The organism is Runella defluvii (assembly GCF_014195535.1).
Lineage (GTDB): Bacteria > Bacteroidota > Bacteroidia > Cytophagales > Spirosomataceae > Runella > Runella defluvii.
The window spans coordinates 123,808-141,368 of record NZ_JACIBY010000017.1 but is presented as its reverse complement, the minus strand read 5'-3'; the positions used below and the strand labels follow the sequence as shown (position 1 = coordinate 141,368).

The following is a 17,561-nucleotide window of genomic DNA, read 5'->3' as shown; positions in this document are numbered from 1 at the left end:
GAAATTGAAGAAGGGAATATTTCTCGGTTTTTTTCGTATATTTTTGGTTCATTTGAAACGTTAGCGCAGAATAAAAACCTGCATTTTAATGTCCATCAAAACTACCGCAGCCTAGCCGCGAAATTCGATGCCGACAAGTTGGAAAAAATTACGACCAATTTACTATCCAATGCCTTTAAATTCACACCAACCAACGGAAGGGTAGAGGTGAACATAGAATATACGCCTAAAGATACTACGATAGACGTGGTATTGACGGTTTCTGATAACGGTATTGGGATTGATAGCCAGCGGCTACCGCGTATTTTTGACCGCTTTTACCAAGTCGATGATACCTCGCACCGCAATTATGAAGGAACAGGAATCGGGTTGGCTTTGGTTAAAGAATTGGTCGAGATTCTAAAAGGGAAGATTTCGGTGGAAAGTGAGGTAAACAAAGGCACTACTTTTCGGGTAGCATTTACTTTGGCGGCTTCACAACAAAAAAATGGTTCGACGGAGCCGATTTTTGAAACCACGCATACCGAAATGGCCATTTCGATGTTGTTGCCTGAGGAGGGAGTGCATGACCAAAATCTTGCCCCAACGGATGAGCAGCCTGTGTTACTGATTGTGGAAGATAACCCTGATTTGCGACTTTATTTGCGCAAAATTTTTGAGACGCAGTACCAAGTCATGGAGGCTAACGACGGCCAACAAGGCGTGGAAATGGCTTTGCAAATAGTCCCCGACATGGTGATAACGGATTTGATGATGCCGCGCCTCGATGGATTTGGAGTGTGTGAACGCCTAAAAACCGACGTACGGACGAGCCATATTCCCGTGGTACTACTCACGGCCAAAGCCACCTTGACCGACCGCTTGGAGGGGCTAGGTTTAGGGGCTGACGAGTATTTACAAAAGCCATTTAATAAAGAAGAATTGTTGATTCGGGTCAAAAACTTACTTCAGCAGCGTAACCTGCTCAGGGAGAAATTTAGCCTGCGTTCGGCGGCATTACCGAGCGCACCTGCGGTGGGGAACGAGGTGTCGCAGCAGTTGGACAACCAGTTTATTGAGCGGATACGGTCGGTTATCGAGGCGCATTTGAGCGAAAGTAACTTCGACGTCGAAGGACTTTGTAAAGAATTGAAAATAAGTCGTACCAATTTACACCGTAAACTGAAAGCTTTGACGGGCACTTCCGCGACGGAATTTATCCGCAAAATACGACTGCAACGGGCTGCCCAGTTGGCGCAAAAAGAAACCATGACGGTTTCAGAAATCGCCTACCAAGTAGGGTTTGAAAGCTTGTCCTACTTCTCCAAATCGTTCCAAGAAGAGTTTGGAATGCTTCCTTCAGAATATGGACGCCTTGTTGAATAGGGTTGGTTTTATATCAATAAGTTTTATCCTAAGGGCCATTGCAAGGCATAGTGTATGATTTTGTGCAAGACCAAGAGGAGTTTGGAGTAAGGGAATTACTAGCGGTAATGTACTTCTTGCAGGTGACAACCGCCGACCAACAAGCGACCTTGAAAGTGCTAAAAATGAATTAAAATGTAGTAGCTTTAATACCGTAGTGCTTAGAGGGCCTCCAATTTTTGGAGGCTCTCTTTTTGTAAAAACGGCCGAAAAATGGCTTTTTGTAACTGCTTGATAATCAGCGAGTGGAACATTAGAGCAAAAGAAATGGAACATTAGAGCAAAAGAAAATTTGGTAAATGGAACATTAGAGCAAAAGATGGAACATTAGAGTTAAGATGATTCGGGGTGGGGAGCGTATGTTTGTGAGCATACAAACGCGGTCTAACACACAACACTTTTACCCTTTTCTCAACCATGACAAAACTCTCCATTATCGTCATTTTAGGTACCTTATTGCTGTTTTAAAAATACCCAGACAGCGGCTTTATTCTTTCGTTTTGAGCTCTTCTGAAAAGGAGGGCTAGATGATACCCTTATCTCATTCACTCTGAACACACTTGAATTTTTCTACTTATGAAAACGTGTTTACATCCATTTACCCAACTACGGCTTACTTTGGTTACCATACTCAGCTTTTTTATCCACGCGGCAAAGGCTCAGTACGTATTTCTCAACAGGTTCAACGCCCGAATGAAGAAATTCAGTTTCGATACTACTTCCCCAATACATTGGTACCCATCACTAATGGTTGGCTGTATTTTTATACTGTTAAGTTCCCTCTCGCTGCAAGCACAGACCGACTGGAACCAAGTTATCAAAACGGCCTCCTCAACACGTGCGGTAAAGTCTTCCGCAGGTAGAGAAAGCGGTGATGAGTTCGGTCGTGCAGTAGCTGTGGATGGTAATTATGCTGTTGTCGGGGTACCATATAACAATGAAGGCCCTGCAAACAATGTGCTTAGTTTTGTTGGCTCAGTGATTGTATTTGAAAACATCGCAGGTACTTGGGTCCAAATTAAAAAACTTATGGCTTCGGACAGAGCGGCAATGGATAATTTTGGCTATTCGGTAGCGATATCAGGCACGACAGTCGTGGTCGGGGCCTATCGAGAAGATGAAGATGCTGCAGGGACAAATACCTTGAGTGCAGCGGGCTCTGCCTATGTATTCAGTAAAGATGAAGGTGGTGTCAATAACTGGGGGCAGGTTAAAAAGCTGGTCGCTTTGGATAGAGCAGCAGATGATAATTTTGGCTATTCGGTAGCGATATCAGGCACGACGGTTGTAGTCGGAGCGTATTTAGAAGATGAAGATGCCGCAGGAGCAAATACCTTGAGCGCTACGGGTTCTGCTTATATTTTCGGCAAAGATCAGGGTGGCAGCAATAACTGGGGGCAGGTCAAAAAACTCGTCGCTTTGGATAGAGCAGCAGATGATAATTTTGGCTATTCGGTAGCGATATCAGGCACGACAGTCGTAGTCGGAGCGTATTTAGAAGATGAAGATGCCGCAGGAGGAGCTACTTTAAATTTTGCGGGTTCTGCCTATGTGTTTAGTCAAGATGAGGGTGGTGTCAATAACTGGGGGCAGGCCAAAAAACTCGTCGCTTCAGAGAGAGCAGCATTTGATTTCTTTGGCTATTCGGTAGCGATATCAGGCACGACGGTGGTGGTTGGTGCGTATTTAGAAGATCAAGATGCGGCAGAAGCAAATACCTTGAGCAACGCGGGTTCTGCCTATGTATTCAGCAAAGACCAGGGTGGCGTCGGTAACTGGGGACAGGTCAAAAAATTGGTCGCTTTGGATAGAGCAGCAAATGATAATTTTGGTAGATCGGTAGCAATATCAGGCACGATGGTTGTGGTGGGGGCTTATCAAGAAGATCAAGATGGTGCAGGAGCAAATACCTTGAGCAACGCGGGTTCTGCCTATGTTTTTAGCCAAGATTTAGGTGGCGTCGATAACTGGGGTCAGGTCAAAAAACTCGTCGCTTCGGATAGAGCAGCAGATGATTTCTTTGGTTTTTCGGTAGCGATATCAGGCTCGACGGTAGTGGTGGGGGCTTATCAAGAAGATGAAGATGTTACAGGGGCAAATACATTTAATAGTGCGGGTTCTGCCTATGTCTTTGGTCAAGACCAGGGCGGTGGCAATAATTGGGGGCAATTGCAGAAAATCGTATTCGAAGATGTGGCTGTCAACCAGAATTACGGCTACGAGGTAGCAATAGATGGAAATTATGCCGTAGTAGGGGCGCCCAATGATCCTACTGATGCCACAGGAGGAGCAGGTTTAGTGAGTGCGGGGGCAGTCTATATTTTACAAAAAAATGGGGGTGTATGGCAACAGGTTAAAAAACTTGTCGCTTTGGATAGGGCAGTAGATGATAATTTTGGCTATTCGGTAGGGATATCAGGCACGACGGTCGTGGTCGGGGCGTATCGAGAAAGTGAAGATGCCACAGGGGCAAATCCATTGCTTTATTCGGGGTCAGCCTATGTTTTTAGCAAAGATCAGGGTGGTACTGATAACTGGGGGCAGGTCAAAAAACTTGTCGCTTCGGATAGAGCAACAATTGGTCAGTTTGGCTCTTCGGTGGGGATATCAGGCACGACAGTGGTCGTCGGGGCGGATCGAGAAACAAAAGATGCTGTAGGGGCAAATTCATTTCTTAATGCGGGTGCTGCCTATGTCTTCAGCAAAGATCAAGGGGGGGGGGATAATTGGGGACAGGTTAAAAAACTTGTCGCTTTGGATAGGGCAGCAAATGATAATTTTGGCAATTCGGTTGCGATATCAGGCACTACGATTGTGGTCGGGGCGGTCCGAGAAAATGAAGATGCTACAGGGGCAAATACCTTGAGTGCTGCGGGTTCTGTCTATGTTTTTAGCAAAGATTTGGGCGGTGCTGACAACTGGGGGCAGGCCAAAAAAATTGTCGCTTCCGATAGAGCGGTAAATGATTTGTTTGGCTATTCGGTAGCGATAGCTGGCACGACAATCGTGGTGGGGGCCTATCAGGAAGATGAAGATATCACGGGGGCAAATACCTTGAATAATGCAGGGGCTGTCTATGTTTTTAGTAAAGATCAAGGTGGCGCTGATAATTGGGGTCAGGTCAAAAAGCTTGTGGCTTTGGATAGAGCGGCAAATGATTATTTTAGCCAATCGGTGGGAATATCAGGCACGACGGTTGTAGTCGGTGCGCATTCAGAAGATGAAGATGCCGCAGGGGCAAACCCATTAAGTAATGCAGGTGCCGCTTATGTTTTTAGCAAAGATCAAGGTGGCACCGACAACTGGGGACAGGTCAAAAAACTTGTCGCTTCGGATAGAGCAGCACTGGGTGCGTTTGGCTTTTCGACAGCAATATCAGGTACGACGCTTGTAGTTGGGGCGATTGGTGAAGCTAAGGATGCCACTGGGGCAAATCCATTTGGGGGGGCGGGTGCGGCCTATTTCTTTGAGGGAACTACCACTCCACCCGACTATACCATCACCACGACGGGCAACGTGCTAACCATCACCGATATGTCGGGCAATGGTGAAACACTGGAGATTTCAGAAAATGGCAGTAATATTCGTTTTAACGTGACGGGCCGTACGTATTCGATTAACGGTGGTTCACCAGTTGCGTTTAACACCACCCCTGCTGACGTACCACTTTCGGTCATTAGCAGCATTATTGTCAACACCGCTAATGGAAACGACATCATTAATATGAGAGCATTTACGGCGAACTTACCCTCGTTAACCATCAATGGCGGCACGGGAGACGATAAGGTTAAGTTTAATGGTGACATCACCTTTGCGGCGAATGCGAACCTTGATTTGGATTTACAAAACGATGATGCCGTTCCAGGGGTAGATGAGGTGGATATTTCTGCTTCTATAAAACTGATAGGTACGGGAGCGGCTACGATCAAAGTAAGCAAAAACGTTTTCATCAGAGGAAATTTAGAAACGGTAGATGGGAACCTATTGGTGGAAGCCAACCAACAATCGACGCCCACGTCGGGTAATTTTAATGGAGTGGTTGTTTTTGTTCTGGTTCAATCGACAGGTAGTGGTTCGGTTACGGTGAAGGGTAAAGGAGGAGATGCCGCTACTGGGGACCAATATGGGGTGCGTGTTAAGCAAATCAAGGGAAATACAGTAAATGTAATAGGTGATGGTGGAGCTTCAACAGGATTAGCTAATTCTGGTGTTTATATTAATGATGGGTTGATTACTTCGACGGGCGGGAATGTGAGTGTCACCGGTACGGGAGGAGGTTTAGGAGCAAGTTCGCTTAACTATGGAGTTTATCTGTTTAGTAATGGTCAAATTACGGCGGGTGGTACGGGAACTGTCACAGTAGTAGGCAACGGCGGAGTTACAACGGGGGGAACTAATGTTGGGGTTTATGTTTTTGATAGTAGTTCGCAAATTACTTCTGGGGGGGGCGATATGACTGTCACGGGCAAAGAAGGAGGAGGGGTCGGTAGTCCTGGGATAAGGGCGGTTGGAGCTATTAGTACCGCTACCAATGGGGGTAACCTTAGCCTTATTGCCAACAGCCTTGATATTATTGGAGGTGGTTCTGTAAGCACCAATTCGACCTCTACACTCAGGCTACAGCCTTTTACTGCGGGGACGCAAATAAACGTCGGTTCGTCTTCTAACCCTATTGGCGGGCCATTAAGCTTGTCCGATGTGGAGCTCGATCGTATGACTACAGGTAGGCTCATCATTGGTGACGCTACTGCGGGGGCTATCAGCGTCTCGGCAGCCATTACCCGTCCTACAGCCACCAACGTGCAACTGATTAGCGGGAGTGATATAAACGTGAGCGGCGGTGGTTTCAATACGGGGGGCGGCAGCTTATTGCTTAACCCAGGCAGTGCATCAGCGGCTATCAAACCAACTTTCAACGGTACGGACGTGACGGCGAGTACGCTGACGTTGGGGGGCGATTTAAACATTGCCATCAACGGTACGACGGCAGGAGACGGTACGGGCAGTACCTACAGTCAACTCAAGGTAGTGGGCTCGGTAGATTTGCAGGGTGTCAACTTGGTGCTAAGTGGTGCGCCTATGCTGGTGGGAGGAGAGACGTTTGTCATCGTGGATAACGACGGTACAGATGCTATTAGTGGTACATTTAATAATCTTGCCCAAGGCGCAACGCTTAGTAATTTTCTGGGAAGTGGTCAAAATGCGACGATTAGCTATACGGGAGGAATTAATAATAATGATGTGGTGATTAGTGTGATTAACAATGTCTTATGCTACGCAGATGCCGATGGCGACGGCTTCGGCGATCCCAACAATAGTAGGGCTTTTGGTGGAAGTTGTGGCGCAGGGTATGTTTCTAATAATACAGATTGTAATGATAACTCTGCTCTTGAAAAACCTGGTCAAGTATGGTACAAAGACAGCGACAACGACGGCTATGCCGAAACAGGCGCTGCGACCATTACACAATGCTTGCGCCCCGCAGGCTACAAATTAGCCACCGAATTGCAGGCAACCAGTGGCGATTGTAATGATGCCAACGCTGCTATTAACCCAGGTGCGACGGAAATCTGTGATGGCATTGATAACAATTGTAATGGTTTGACGGATGAAAATGCCTTAACCTCTTCTCCAGGCGCTGTCAACATCACGTGGACAGGGGCCATAGATACGGATTGGGCCAAACCCTGTAACTGGAATCCTGCGTGGGTGCCAGATGCTACTTCGTCTGTCATCATCCCCAATGTGAGTAATGCTCCCAGCATTGCAGCAGGTACTGTAGCGCTGGCTTACTCTGTCAACGTACAATCAGGGGCTTCCCTCACTATTGCAGCTACAGCAACGTTGACCATCAATGGGTTTTTATCCACAACCAATACTTCCAGCTTGTTAAATCAAGGCACAGTGACTAATTCGGGTAAGTTAATCATTGGGTCAACACCTACAGTGAGGCAATTTGGCTTGTGGAACTTGGGTACTTTTACCAATAACAACAGTGGTGAAATTAGTATTGACAATTGCACTAGCGACGGTATAAGTAACAATCAAGGTTCATTTTTCAACGCGGGAAAAATTGACATTGGAGCAACCGCCAGCGTAGGGAGCTATGGAATAGAAAATCAACAACTAGCTGTCTTCAACAATACGGGAGGAGAAATTAAGATTAGACGCTCAAATACGGCGGGGATATTGAATGGATTGGGATGTACGTTTACCAATGCGGCGGTTATTGACATTGGTGCTACTGCCAGTGCGGGCGTTTATGGAATAATAAACCAATCAACGTTCAATAACAATGCTGGCGGAGCTATCCGAATTGATAACGTAACCAGTGATGGGTTTTATAATTTTAGTGGTACGTTTACCAATAGGGCTAAAATAATGGTCGTCGCAACAGGGATAACGTATGCCCTTGAAAATGCGGGCACAGTGGAGAATGTTTCTTGTGGTATGTTTATTGCGAATTCGGGTACTTTTCAAAATAAAAGTTTTGGAACTATCACAAATGGAGGGCTGATACAAGTAGCGGCTACGCTTGAAAACCCAGGTACTTTTACCAATAACGGTACGTTGAAATACGGTTCATTGACGGGTACAGTGACCAGCGACCAAAATAGCTCCATTATTGTCAATAATTCTACTCCAATTTTTACTTATGGAGGTGTATATAATGGAGCAGGAGCAAGCACCGTCAACGGTATTTACAAAGAACAAGAAGCTACAAATCCAGCGGGTGTATTTACGGCACCTAACACTTTTATGCCCGATGCGTCTTTGCCTTTGGGGACTCAAACACTCTACGCTAAAATAACACCAAGCGGCGCGTCTTGCAGTTATGTGGTGCCGTTTAGCTATAACAATTGTTCAGCATCGGCGAGCATTAGTTATGCAGGTACGCCATTTTGTAAAACATTAACCACAGGAGCAGTCACATTAACGGGTACGAGCGGTGGCACGTATAGCTCAACGTCAGGTTTGAGTATCGATGCCAATACAGGGACGATTAATCCAAGCACTTCAACGGCAGGAACTTACACGGTGACCTATACAATTCCCGCGTCGGGCGGTTGCTCGGCGGTTACGGCGACGACGAATGTGGTCATTACTGAGGTTCCTAGTGCAACCATTAGCTACGGCGGCACACCTTATTGCAAAAGTGTGACATCTGCGGTGATCACCTTGGCAGGTAGCGGTGGAACGTTTAGTTCAACGTCAGGTTTGAGTATCGATGCCACTACGGGCACGATTAATCCAAGCACTTCAACGGCAGGGACATACACGGTGACGTACACAATTCCCGCGTCGGGTGGTTGTTCGGCGGTTACGGCGACGGCGAATGTGGTGATTACTGACGTTCCTAGTGCGATAATAAGCTACGGCGGAACGCCTTACTGCAAAAGTGTGACATCTGCGGCAGTGACCTTAACGGGCAGCGGCGGAACGTTCAGTTCAACGTCAGGTTTGAGTATCGATTCCAATACGGGCACGATTAATCCAAGCACTTCGACCGCAGGAACCTACACGGTAACGTACACAATTCCCGCGTCTGGCGGCTGCTCGGAGGTTACGGCGACGGCGAGTGTGACGATTACAACAAGCCCAAGTGCAATAATAAGTTATGGCGGAACGCCTTATTGCAAAAGTCTGACATCGGGGGCAGTGACCTTAACGGGTAGCGGTGGAACATTCAGTTCGACGTCAGGTTTGAGTATTGATGCTAATACGGGAACAATTAATCCAAGTACTTCAACGGCAGGAACTTACACGGTGACCTATACAATCCCCGCGTCGGGCGGTTGCTCGGTGGTTACGGCGACAGCGAGTGTGGTCATTACCGATGCTCCAAGTGCCACAATAAGCTACGGTGGAACACCTTACTGCAAAAGTGTGACATCCGCGGCAGTGACCTTAACGGGCAGCGGCGGAACATTCAGTTCAACGTCAGGTTTGAGTATCGACGCGAATACGGGCACGATTAATCCAAGCACTTCGACCGCAGGGACCTACACGGTAACGTACACAATTCCCGCGTCTGGCGGCTGCTCGGAGGTTACGGCGACGGCGAGTGTGACGATTACAACAAGCCCAAGTGCAATAATAAGTTATGGCGGAACGCCTTATTGCAAAAGTCTGACATCGGGGGCAGTGACCTTAACGGGTAGCGGTGGAACATTCAGTTCGACGTCAGGTTTGAGTATTGATGCTAATACGGGAACAATTAATCCAAGTACTTCAACGGCAGGAACTTACACGGTGACCTATACAATCCCCGCGTCGGGCGGTTGCTCGGTGGTTACGGCGACAGCGAGTGTGGTCATTACCGATGCTCCAAGTGCCACAATAAGCTACGGTGGAACACCTTACTGCAAAAGTGTGACATCCGCGGCAGTGACCTTAACGGGCAGCGGCGGAACATTCAGTTCAACGTCAGGTTTGAGTATCGACGCGAATACGGGCACGATTAATCCAAGCACTTCGACCGCAGGGACCTACACGGTAACGTACACAATTCCCGCGTCGGGCGGCTGTTCGGCGGTAAGTGCGACGACGAATGTGGTCATTACCGATGCTCCAAGTGCCACTATCAGCTACGGCGGAACGCCTTATTGCAAAAGTCTGACATCGGCGGCAGTGACCTTAACGGGCAGCGGCGGAATGTTTAGTTCGACGTCAGGTTTGAGTATCGATGCTAATACGGGAACAATTAATCCAAGCACTTCAACGGCAGGGACATACACGGTGACGTACACAATTCCTGCGTCGGGCGGTTGCTCGGCGGTTACGGCGACTGCGAGTGTGACGATTACAACAAGCCCAAGTGCAACCATCAGCTACGGTGGAACACCTTACTGCAAAAGTGTGACATCTGCGGCAGTGACCTTAACGGGCAGCGGCGGAATGTTTAGTTCGACGTCAGGTTTGAGTATCGATGCTACTACAGGGACAATTAATCCAAGCACTTCAACGGCAGGAACCTACACGGTAACGTACACAATTCCCGAGTCTGGCGGTTGCTCGGCGGTAAGTGCGACGACGAATGTGGTCATTACCGATGCTCCAAGTGCAACAATCAGCTACGGTGGAACACCTTACTGCAAAAGTGTGACATCTGCGGTAGTGACCTTAACGGGCAGCGGCGGAATGTTTAGTTCGACGTCAGGTTTGAGTATTGATGCTAATACGGGAATAATTAATCCAAGTACTTCAACGGCAGGGACCTACACGGTAACGTACACAATTCCCGCGTCGGGCGGCTGTTCGGAGGTGAATGCGACGACGAATGTGGTCATTACCGATGCTCCAAGTGCAACCATCAGCTACGGCGGAACGCCCTACTGCAAAAGTGTGACATCTGCGGTGGTGACATTAACGGGTAGCGGCGGTGGGACGTTTAGTTCTACGTCAGGTTTGAGTATTGATGCCACTACGGGAACGATTAATCCAAGCACTTCGACAGCAGGGACATACACGGTGACCTATACAATAGCTGCGTTGGGCGGCTGCTCAGCGGTGAATGCGACGACGAATGTGGTCATTACCGATGCTCCAAGTGCAACAATAAGCTACGGTGGAACGCCCTACTGCAAAAGTGTGACATCGGCGGTAGTGACATTAATGGGTAGTGGCGGTGGAACGTTTAGTTCAACGTCAGGTTTGAGTATCGATGCCACTACGGGAACAATTAATCCAAGCACTTCGACAGCAGGGACATACACGGTGACCTATACAATAGCTGCGTCGGGCGGCTGCTCAGCGGTTACGGCGACGACGAATGTGACGATTACAACAAGCCCGAGTGCAACAATAAGCTACGGTGGAACGCCCTACTGCAAAAGTGTGACATCGGCGGTAGTGACATTAATGGGTAGTGGCGGTGGAACGTTTAGTTCAACGTCAGGTTTGAGTATCGATGCTAATACGGGAACAATTAATCCAAGTACTTCAACGGCAGGAACTTACACGGTGACCTATACAATTCCCGCGTCGGGCGGTTGCTCGGCGGTGAATGCGACGACGAATGTGGTCATTACCGAAGCTCCAAGTGCAACCATCAGCTACGGCGGAACGCCTTATTGCAAAAGTCTGACATCTGCGGTAGTGACATTAACGGGCAGCGGCGGAACGTTCAGTTCAACGTCAGGTTTGAGTATTGACGCCAATACGGGAACAATTAATCCAAGCACTTCGACCGCAGGAACCTACACGGTGACGTACACAATTCCCGCGTCGGGCGGCTGCGCGGCGGTGAATGCGACGACGAATGTGGTCATTACCGATGCTCCGAGTGCCACCATCAGCTACGGCGGAACGCCTTACTGCAAAAGTGTGACATCTGCGGTAGTGACCTTAACGGGCAGCGGCGGAACGTTCAGTTCTACATCAGGTTTGAGTATCGATGCCACTACGGGAACGATTAATCCAAGCACTTCGACCGCAGGGACATACACGGTGACCTATACAATAGCTGCGTCGGGCGGCTGCTCAGCGGTTACGGCGACAGCGAGTGTGACGATTACAACAAGCCCAAGTGCAATAATAAGTTATGGCGGCACACCTTACTGCAAAAGTGTGACATCTGCGGCAGTGACCTTAACGGGCAGCGGTGGAACGTTTAGTTCAACGTCAGGTTTGAGTATCGACGCCAATACAGGGACGATTAATCCAAGCACTTCAACGGCAGGAACCTACACGGTGACGTACACAATTCCCGCGTCTGGCGGCTGCTCAGCGGTTACGGCGACGACGAATGTGGTCATTACTGAGGTTCCAAGTGCCACCATCAGCTACGGCGGAACGCCCTACTGCAAAAGTGTGACATCCGCGGTAGTGACCTTAACGGGCAGCGGCGGAACGTTCAGTTTAACGTCAGGTTTGAGTATCGACGCGAATACGGGAACGATTAATCCAAGTACTTCGACCGCAGGAACTTACACGGTGACGTACACGATTCCCGCGTCTGGCGGCTGTTCGGTGGTTACGGCGACGACGAATGTGGTCATTACCGATGCTCCAAGTGCCACCATCAGCTACGGTGGAACGCCTTACTGCAAAAGTGTGACATCCGCGGTGGTGACATTAACGGGTAGCGGCGGAACATTCAGTTCAACGTTGGGTTTGAGTATCGATGCCACTACGGGAACGATCAATCCAAGCACTTCGACCGCAGGGACCTACACGGTGACGTACACAATTCCCGCGTCGGGCGGCTGCTCGGCGGTTACGGCGACGACGAATGTGACGATCACAACAAGCCCGAGTGCAACCATCAGCTATGGTGGAACGCCCTACTGCAAAAGTGTGACATCCGCGGCAGTGACCTTAACGGGCAGCGGCGGGACGTTTAGTTCTACATCAGGTTTGAGTATTGATGCCAATACGGGAACGATTAATCCAAGCACTTCGACCGCAGGAACCTACACGGTGACGTACACAATTCCCGCGTCGGGTGGTTGTTCGGAGGTTACAGCGACTGCGAGTGTGACGATCACAACAAGCCCTAGTGCCACTATCAGCTACGGTGGAACGCCCTACTGCAAAAGTGTGACATCTGCGGTGGTGACCTTAACGGGTAGCGGCGGAACATTTAGTTCAACGTCAGGTTTGAGTATTGATGCCAATACAGGGACAATTAATCCAAGCACTTCAACCGCAGGGACATACACGGTGACGTACACAATTCCTGCGTCTGGCGGCTGCTCGGCGGTTACGGCGACTGCGAGTGTGACGATCACAACAAGCCCAAGTGCAATAATAAGTTATGGCGGAACACCTTATTGCAAAAGTGTGACATCCGCGGCAGTGACCTTAACGGGCAGCGGCGGAACATTCAGTTCAACTTCAGGTTTGAGTATCGATTCCAATATAGGGACGATTAATCCAAGCACTTCGACCGCAGGAACCTACACGGTAACGTACACAATTCCCGCGTCGGGCGGTTGCTCGGCGGTTACGGCGACTGCGAGTGTGACGATCACAACAAGCCCGAGTGCCACCATCAGCTACGGTGGAACGCCTTACTGCAAAAGTGTGACATCGGCGATAGTGACCTTAACGGGCAGCGGCGGAACATTCAGTTCAACGTCAGGTTTGAGTATCGATGCCACTACGGGAACGATTAATCCAAGCACTTCGACCGCAGGAACTTACACGGTGACGTACACGATTCCCGCGTCGGGCGGCTGTTCGGTGGTTACGGCGACGACGAATGTGGTCATTACCGATGCTCCAAGTGCCACCATCAGCTACGGCGGAACGCCTTACTGCAAAAGTGTGACATCCGCGGCAGTGACCTTAACGGGCAGCGGTGGGACATTCAGTTCAACGTCAGTTTTGAGTATTGATGCCAATACAGGGACAATTAATCCAAGCACTTCAACGGCAGGGACATACACGGTGACGTACACAATTCCTGCGTCGGGCGGCTGCTCGGCGGTGAATGCGACGACGAATGTGGTCATTACCGATGCTCCAAGTGCAACCATCAGCTACGGCGGAACGCCCTACTGCAAAAGTGTGACATCTGCGACAGTGACCTTAACGGGCAGCGGCGGGACGTTTAGTTCTACATCAGGTTTGAGTATCGATGCCAATACAGGGACAATTAATCCAAGCACTTCAACGGCAGGGACTTACACGGTGACGTACACGATTCCCGCGTCGGGCGGCTGCTCGGCGGTGAATGCGACGACGAATGTGGTCATTACCGATGCTCCGAGTGCCACCATCAGCTACGGCGGAACGCCTTACTGCAAAAGTGTGACATCTGCGGCAGTGACCTTAACGGGCAGCGGCGGGACGTTTAGTTCAACGTCAGGTTTGAGTATCGACGCCACTACGGGCACGATTAATCCAAGCACTTCGACCGCAGGAACCTACACGGTAACGTACACAATTCCCGCGTCGGGTGGTTGTTCGGAGGTTACAGCGACTGCGAATGTGACGATCACAACAAGCCCTAGTGCCACTATCAGCTACGGTGGAACGCCTTACTGCAAAAGTGCGACATCGGCGGTAGTGACCTTAACGGGCAGCGGCGGGACGTTTAGTTCTACATCAGGTTTGAGTATCGATGCCAATACAGGGACAATTAATCCAAGTACTTCGACCGCAGGAACCTACACGGTAACGTACACAATTCCCGCGTCGGGCGGCTGTTCAGCGGTTACGGCGACAGCGAGTGTGACGATTACAACAAGCCCGAGTGCCACCATCAGCTACGGCGGAACGCCCTACTGCAAAAGTGTGACATCGGCGGTAGTGACCTTAACGGGCAGCGGTGGAACGTTTAGTTCGACGTCAGGTTTGAGTATCGATGCCACTACGGGAACGATTAATCCAAGCACTTCAACCGCAGGAACCTACACGGTGACGTACACGATTCCCGCGTCTGGCGGCTGTTCGGTGGTTACGGCGACGACGAATGTGGTCATTACCGATGCTCCAAGTGCCACCATCAGCTACGGCGGAACGCCTTACTGCAAAAGTGTGACATCTGCGGTGGTGACCTTAACGGGTAGCGGCGGAACATTTAGTTCAACGTCAGGTTTGAGTATTGATGCCAATACAGGGACAATTAATCCAAGCACTTCAACGGCAGGGACATACACGGTAATGTACACAATTCCTGCGTCGGGCGGCTGCTCGGCGGTTACGGCGACTGCGAGTGTGACTATTACAACAAGCCCAAGTGCAATAATAAGTTATGGCGGAACACCTTATTGCAAAAGTGTGACATCCGCGGCAGTGACTTTAACGGGCAGCGGCGGAACATTCAGTTCAACTTCAGGTTTGAGTATCGATTCCAATACAGGGACGATTAATCCAAGCACTTCGACCGCAGGAACCTACACGGTAACGTACACAATTCCCGCGTCGGGCGGTTGCTCGGCGGTTACGGCGACTGCGAGTGTGACGATCACAACAAGCCCGAGTGCAACCATCAGCTACGGTGGAACACCTTACTGCAAAAGTGTGACATCTGCGGTGGTGACCTTAACGGGTAGCGGTGGAACATTCAGTTCTACGTCAGGTTTGAGTATCGATGCCAATACAGGGACAATTAATCCAAGCACTTCAACGGCAGGGACTTACACGGTAACGTACACAATTCCCGCGTCGGGCGGTTGCTCGGCGGTTACAGCGACGGCAGTCGTAGCTGTTCAAAGTAAACCAACGATTACACTTTTAGCTTTACAACAAACCTTGAACGAGGGCAACAATCCCGTTCTTTGTGATACGGATGCGAATCCTGTGAACGGTTTACAGTTTAACGTTACGGGTTTGTGTGTAGTGGGTACTCCCGTTTGGCGTGTACAAGTAGGCAGTGGTGCATGGAGCGGATGGTCAACCAATCCACCAGTTTCCCAGCCTTCCAATAACCAACCCCACCGCTACCAAGCTGCTTGCGACGCCAATTGTGCTTCGACTTATTCGGGCGTGATAGAATTGACGATTAATAATCGTGCCTCTGTTCCGCAGAATGTGTCGCTATTGGTGGACGGCGTGATGGTTGCCGTAGGGGAAACCAAAGAAGTGTGTAGCCTAGTGACTACTACGCTAACTTTTAATGCGAACTGTGCAGCTGGTGAAGTGATACTTTATTCCGTTGATGGTGGTGAGTACAGCGCGGGCGTACCTGTAGGCTTGGTGGATAACCAATTCCACAACTACCGCGTACGTTGTCGTAAATCAGACGGAACGCCTTTGTGTGTGGAATCAGAATCTGGCGTAATGCGGTTAAAACTGGTCACCATTCCATCGGCACCGACGGTATCATTGTCACCGACGAGCAGTTGTAACCCATCGGCGAGTTTCAGTGGCCAATCAACGTGTGGCAGTTTGCGCACATTTTGGTACAATGCGACGACGAACGTGGCTTTGCCAAGTCTTCCTTCAACCGTACCAAGTCAAACGACGTCGTATTACGCTCGTTGTCAAACGGAAAATGGTTGCGTGAGTGAAAAGAGTAACGTAGTGACGTTTACGTTAACCCCAACGCAGGTAGCTCCCGTGATTACGGCAAGCCAAGAGATAGTTTGCACAGGTACAACGGTGAGAATATCAGCCAACTGCCCCGCAGGAAGTCAGACGTTTTGGAACACGGGTGTTACAGCGCCAAGTTTTGAGGTAGCGTTTAGCAACGTAACGAAGCAAACGTATTGGGCGAAATGCCTCTTTGAAGGTGGTTGCCAAAGCTCAGAAAGTGTTCGTAAAGATATTTATTGGAATGCGTTTGTGGTGACGTTGATTAACATTGGTGAATCTAAGTCAGCAGTGAAACCTGCGAATGATAAGTCGTTGTGGACAAGCCAATTCATCACCCGCGACGGTGGCCCCGAATTGGATCAAAGTACGCAAGTGAATCCGACGTTGTATTACGTAGAAAACGTCAACAAAATGGCTCCACGCTACTGGACTATCAACGTAGAAGCGTGCGGATTAAGTACTGACGGCTCATTGACCTTTGACATGTTGGCAACACCCGAAATGGGCGTAATTCGTTCGTTCAACACGCACGAAAACAACGCGCCGTATTTCATGTATGCCAACCGTGAAGGCTGGACGGAGCTTTATGCCCAAAACCACCCTGCCTACGGATTCTATCAAGACAACGGTGCGGGTGGAAATTCATACGATGCAGGTTTGCCCAAAGGGTTGTACAAATTGAGTATTCGTTATTGGGACATGAAGGGTTGGGGCAGTATTTACCCCGCAACGCGTCAACCGCAAGGCAACGTGTTGGCCTACCAAGAATACTGGTTCCGTATCCAGTCACGAGATGGGGTAGGGGTAGGAGCAGCACGTGCAGCGGATAGTGAAGGGGCAAATGGCAAAGGGCAAGGGGCAAATGGGCAAGGGTCGGATAACGGAAAACAGATAACGGATAACGGGCTTTTCGCCACCGTTCTCCCCAACCCCGTCACCAATATCCTCCGCTTGAAAGTCCAAGAGAGCAAAGGGCAAGTGGTGCAAACTACGTTGCTGGATGTTGCAGGTCGTCAGGTGTTGCATCGGACTTTTAGCCCTGAAACAAATGCGCATTATGAAGAAATGAACGTTGAAATGCTTCCTGAAGGTTTGTATTTATTACGAGTCATTACAAATGACAAACAGGAGGTTTTGAAAGTCATTAAGAAATAATACGTGTAAATTAAATG

Annotated in this window: 3 protein-coding genes; all 3 read left to right on the top strand. The window is 49.3% G+C overall.

From position 1 onward, the window contains the following. The coding region (locus tag FHS57_RS27190) for a hybrid sensor histidine kinase/response regulator transcription factor (RefSeq protein ID WP_183979245.1) at positions 1-1,365 on the top strand (1,365 nt) is incomplete at its 5' end. Positions 1,366-1,403: 38 nt separating this feature from the next. Then, entirely contained in the window at positions 1,404-1,538 is a 135-nt protein-coding gene (locus tag FHS57_RS32015) for a hypothetical protein (RefSeq protein WP_262889966.1), read from the top strand. Between the two features lie 442 nt (positions 1,539-1,980). After that, positions 1,981-17,544: a DUF8693 domain-containing protein gene (locus FHS57_RS27185; RefSeq protein WP_183979243.1), complete on the top strand. Its 15,564-nt coding sequence runs from the start codon at positions 1,981-1,983 to the stop codon at positions 17,542-17,544. Positions 17,545-17,561: the final 17 nt, after the last annotated feature.

What these genes read in the sequence shown, in the direction of transcription:
- FHS57_RS27185 (WP_183979243.1), top strand. Translation starts at nt 1,981, where the DNA reads ATGAAAACGTGTTTACATCCATTTACCCAACTACGGCTTACTTTGGTT.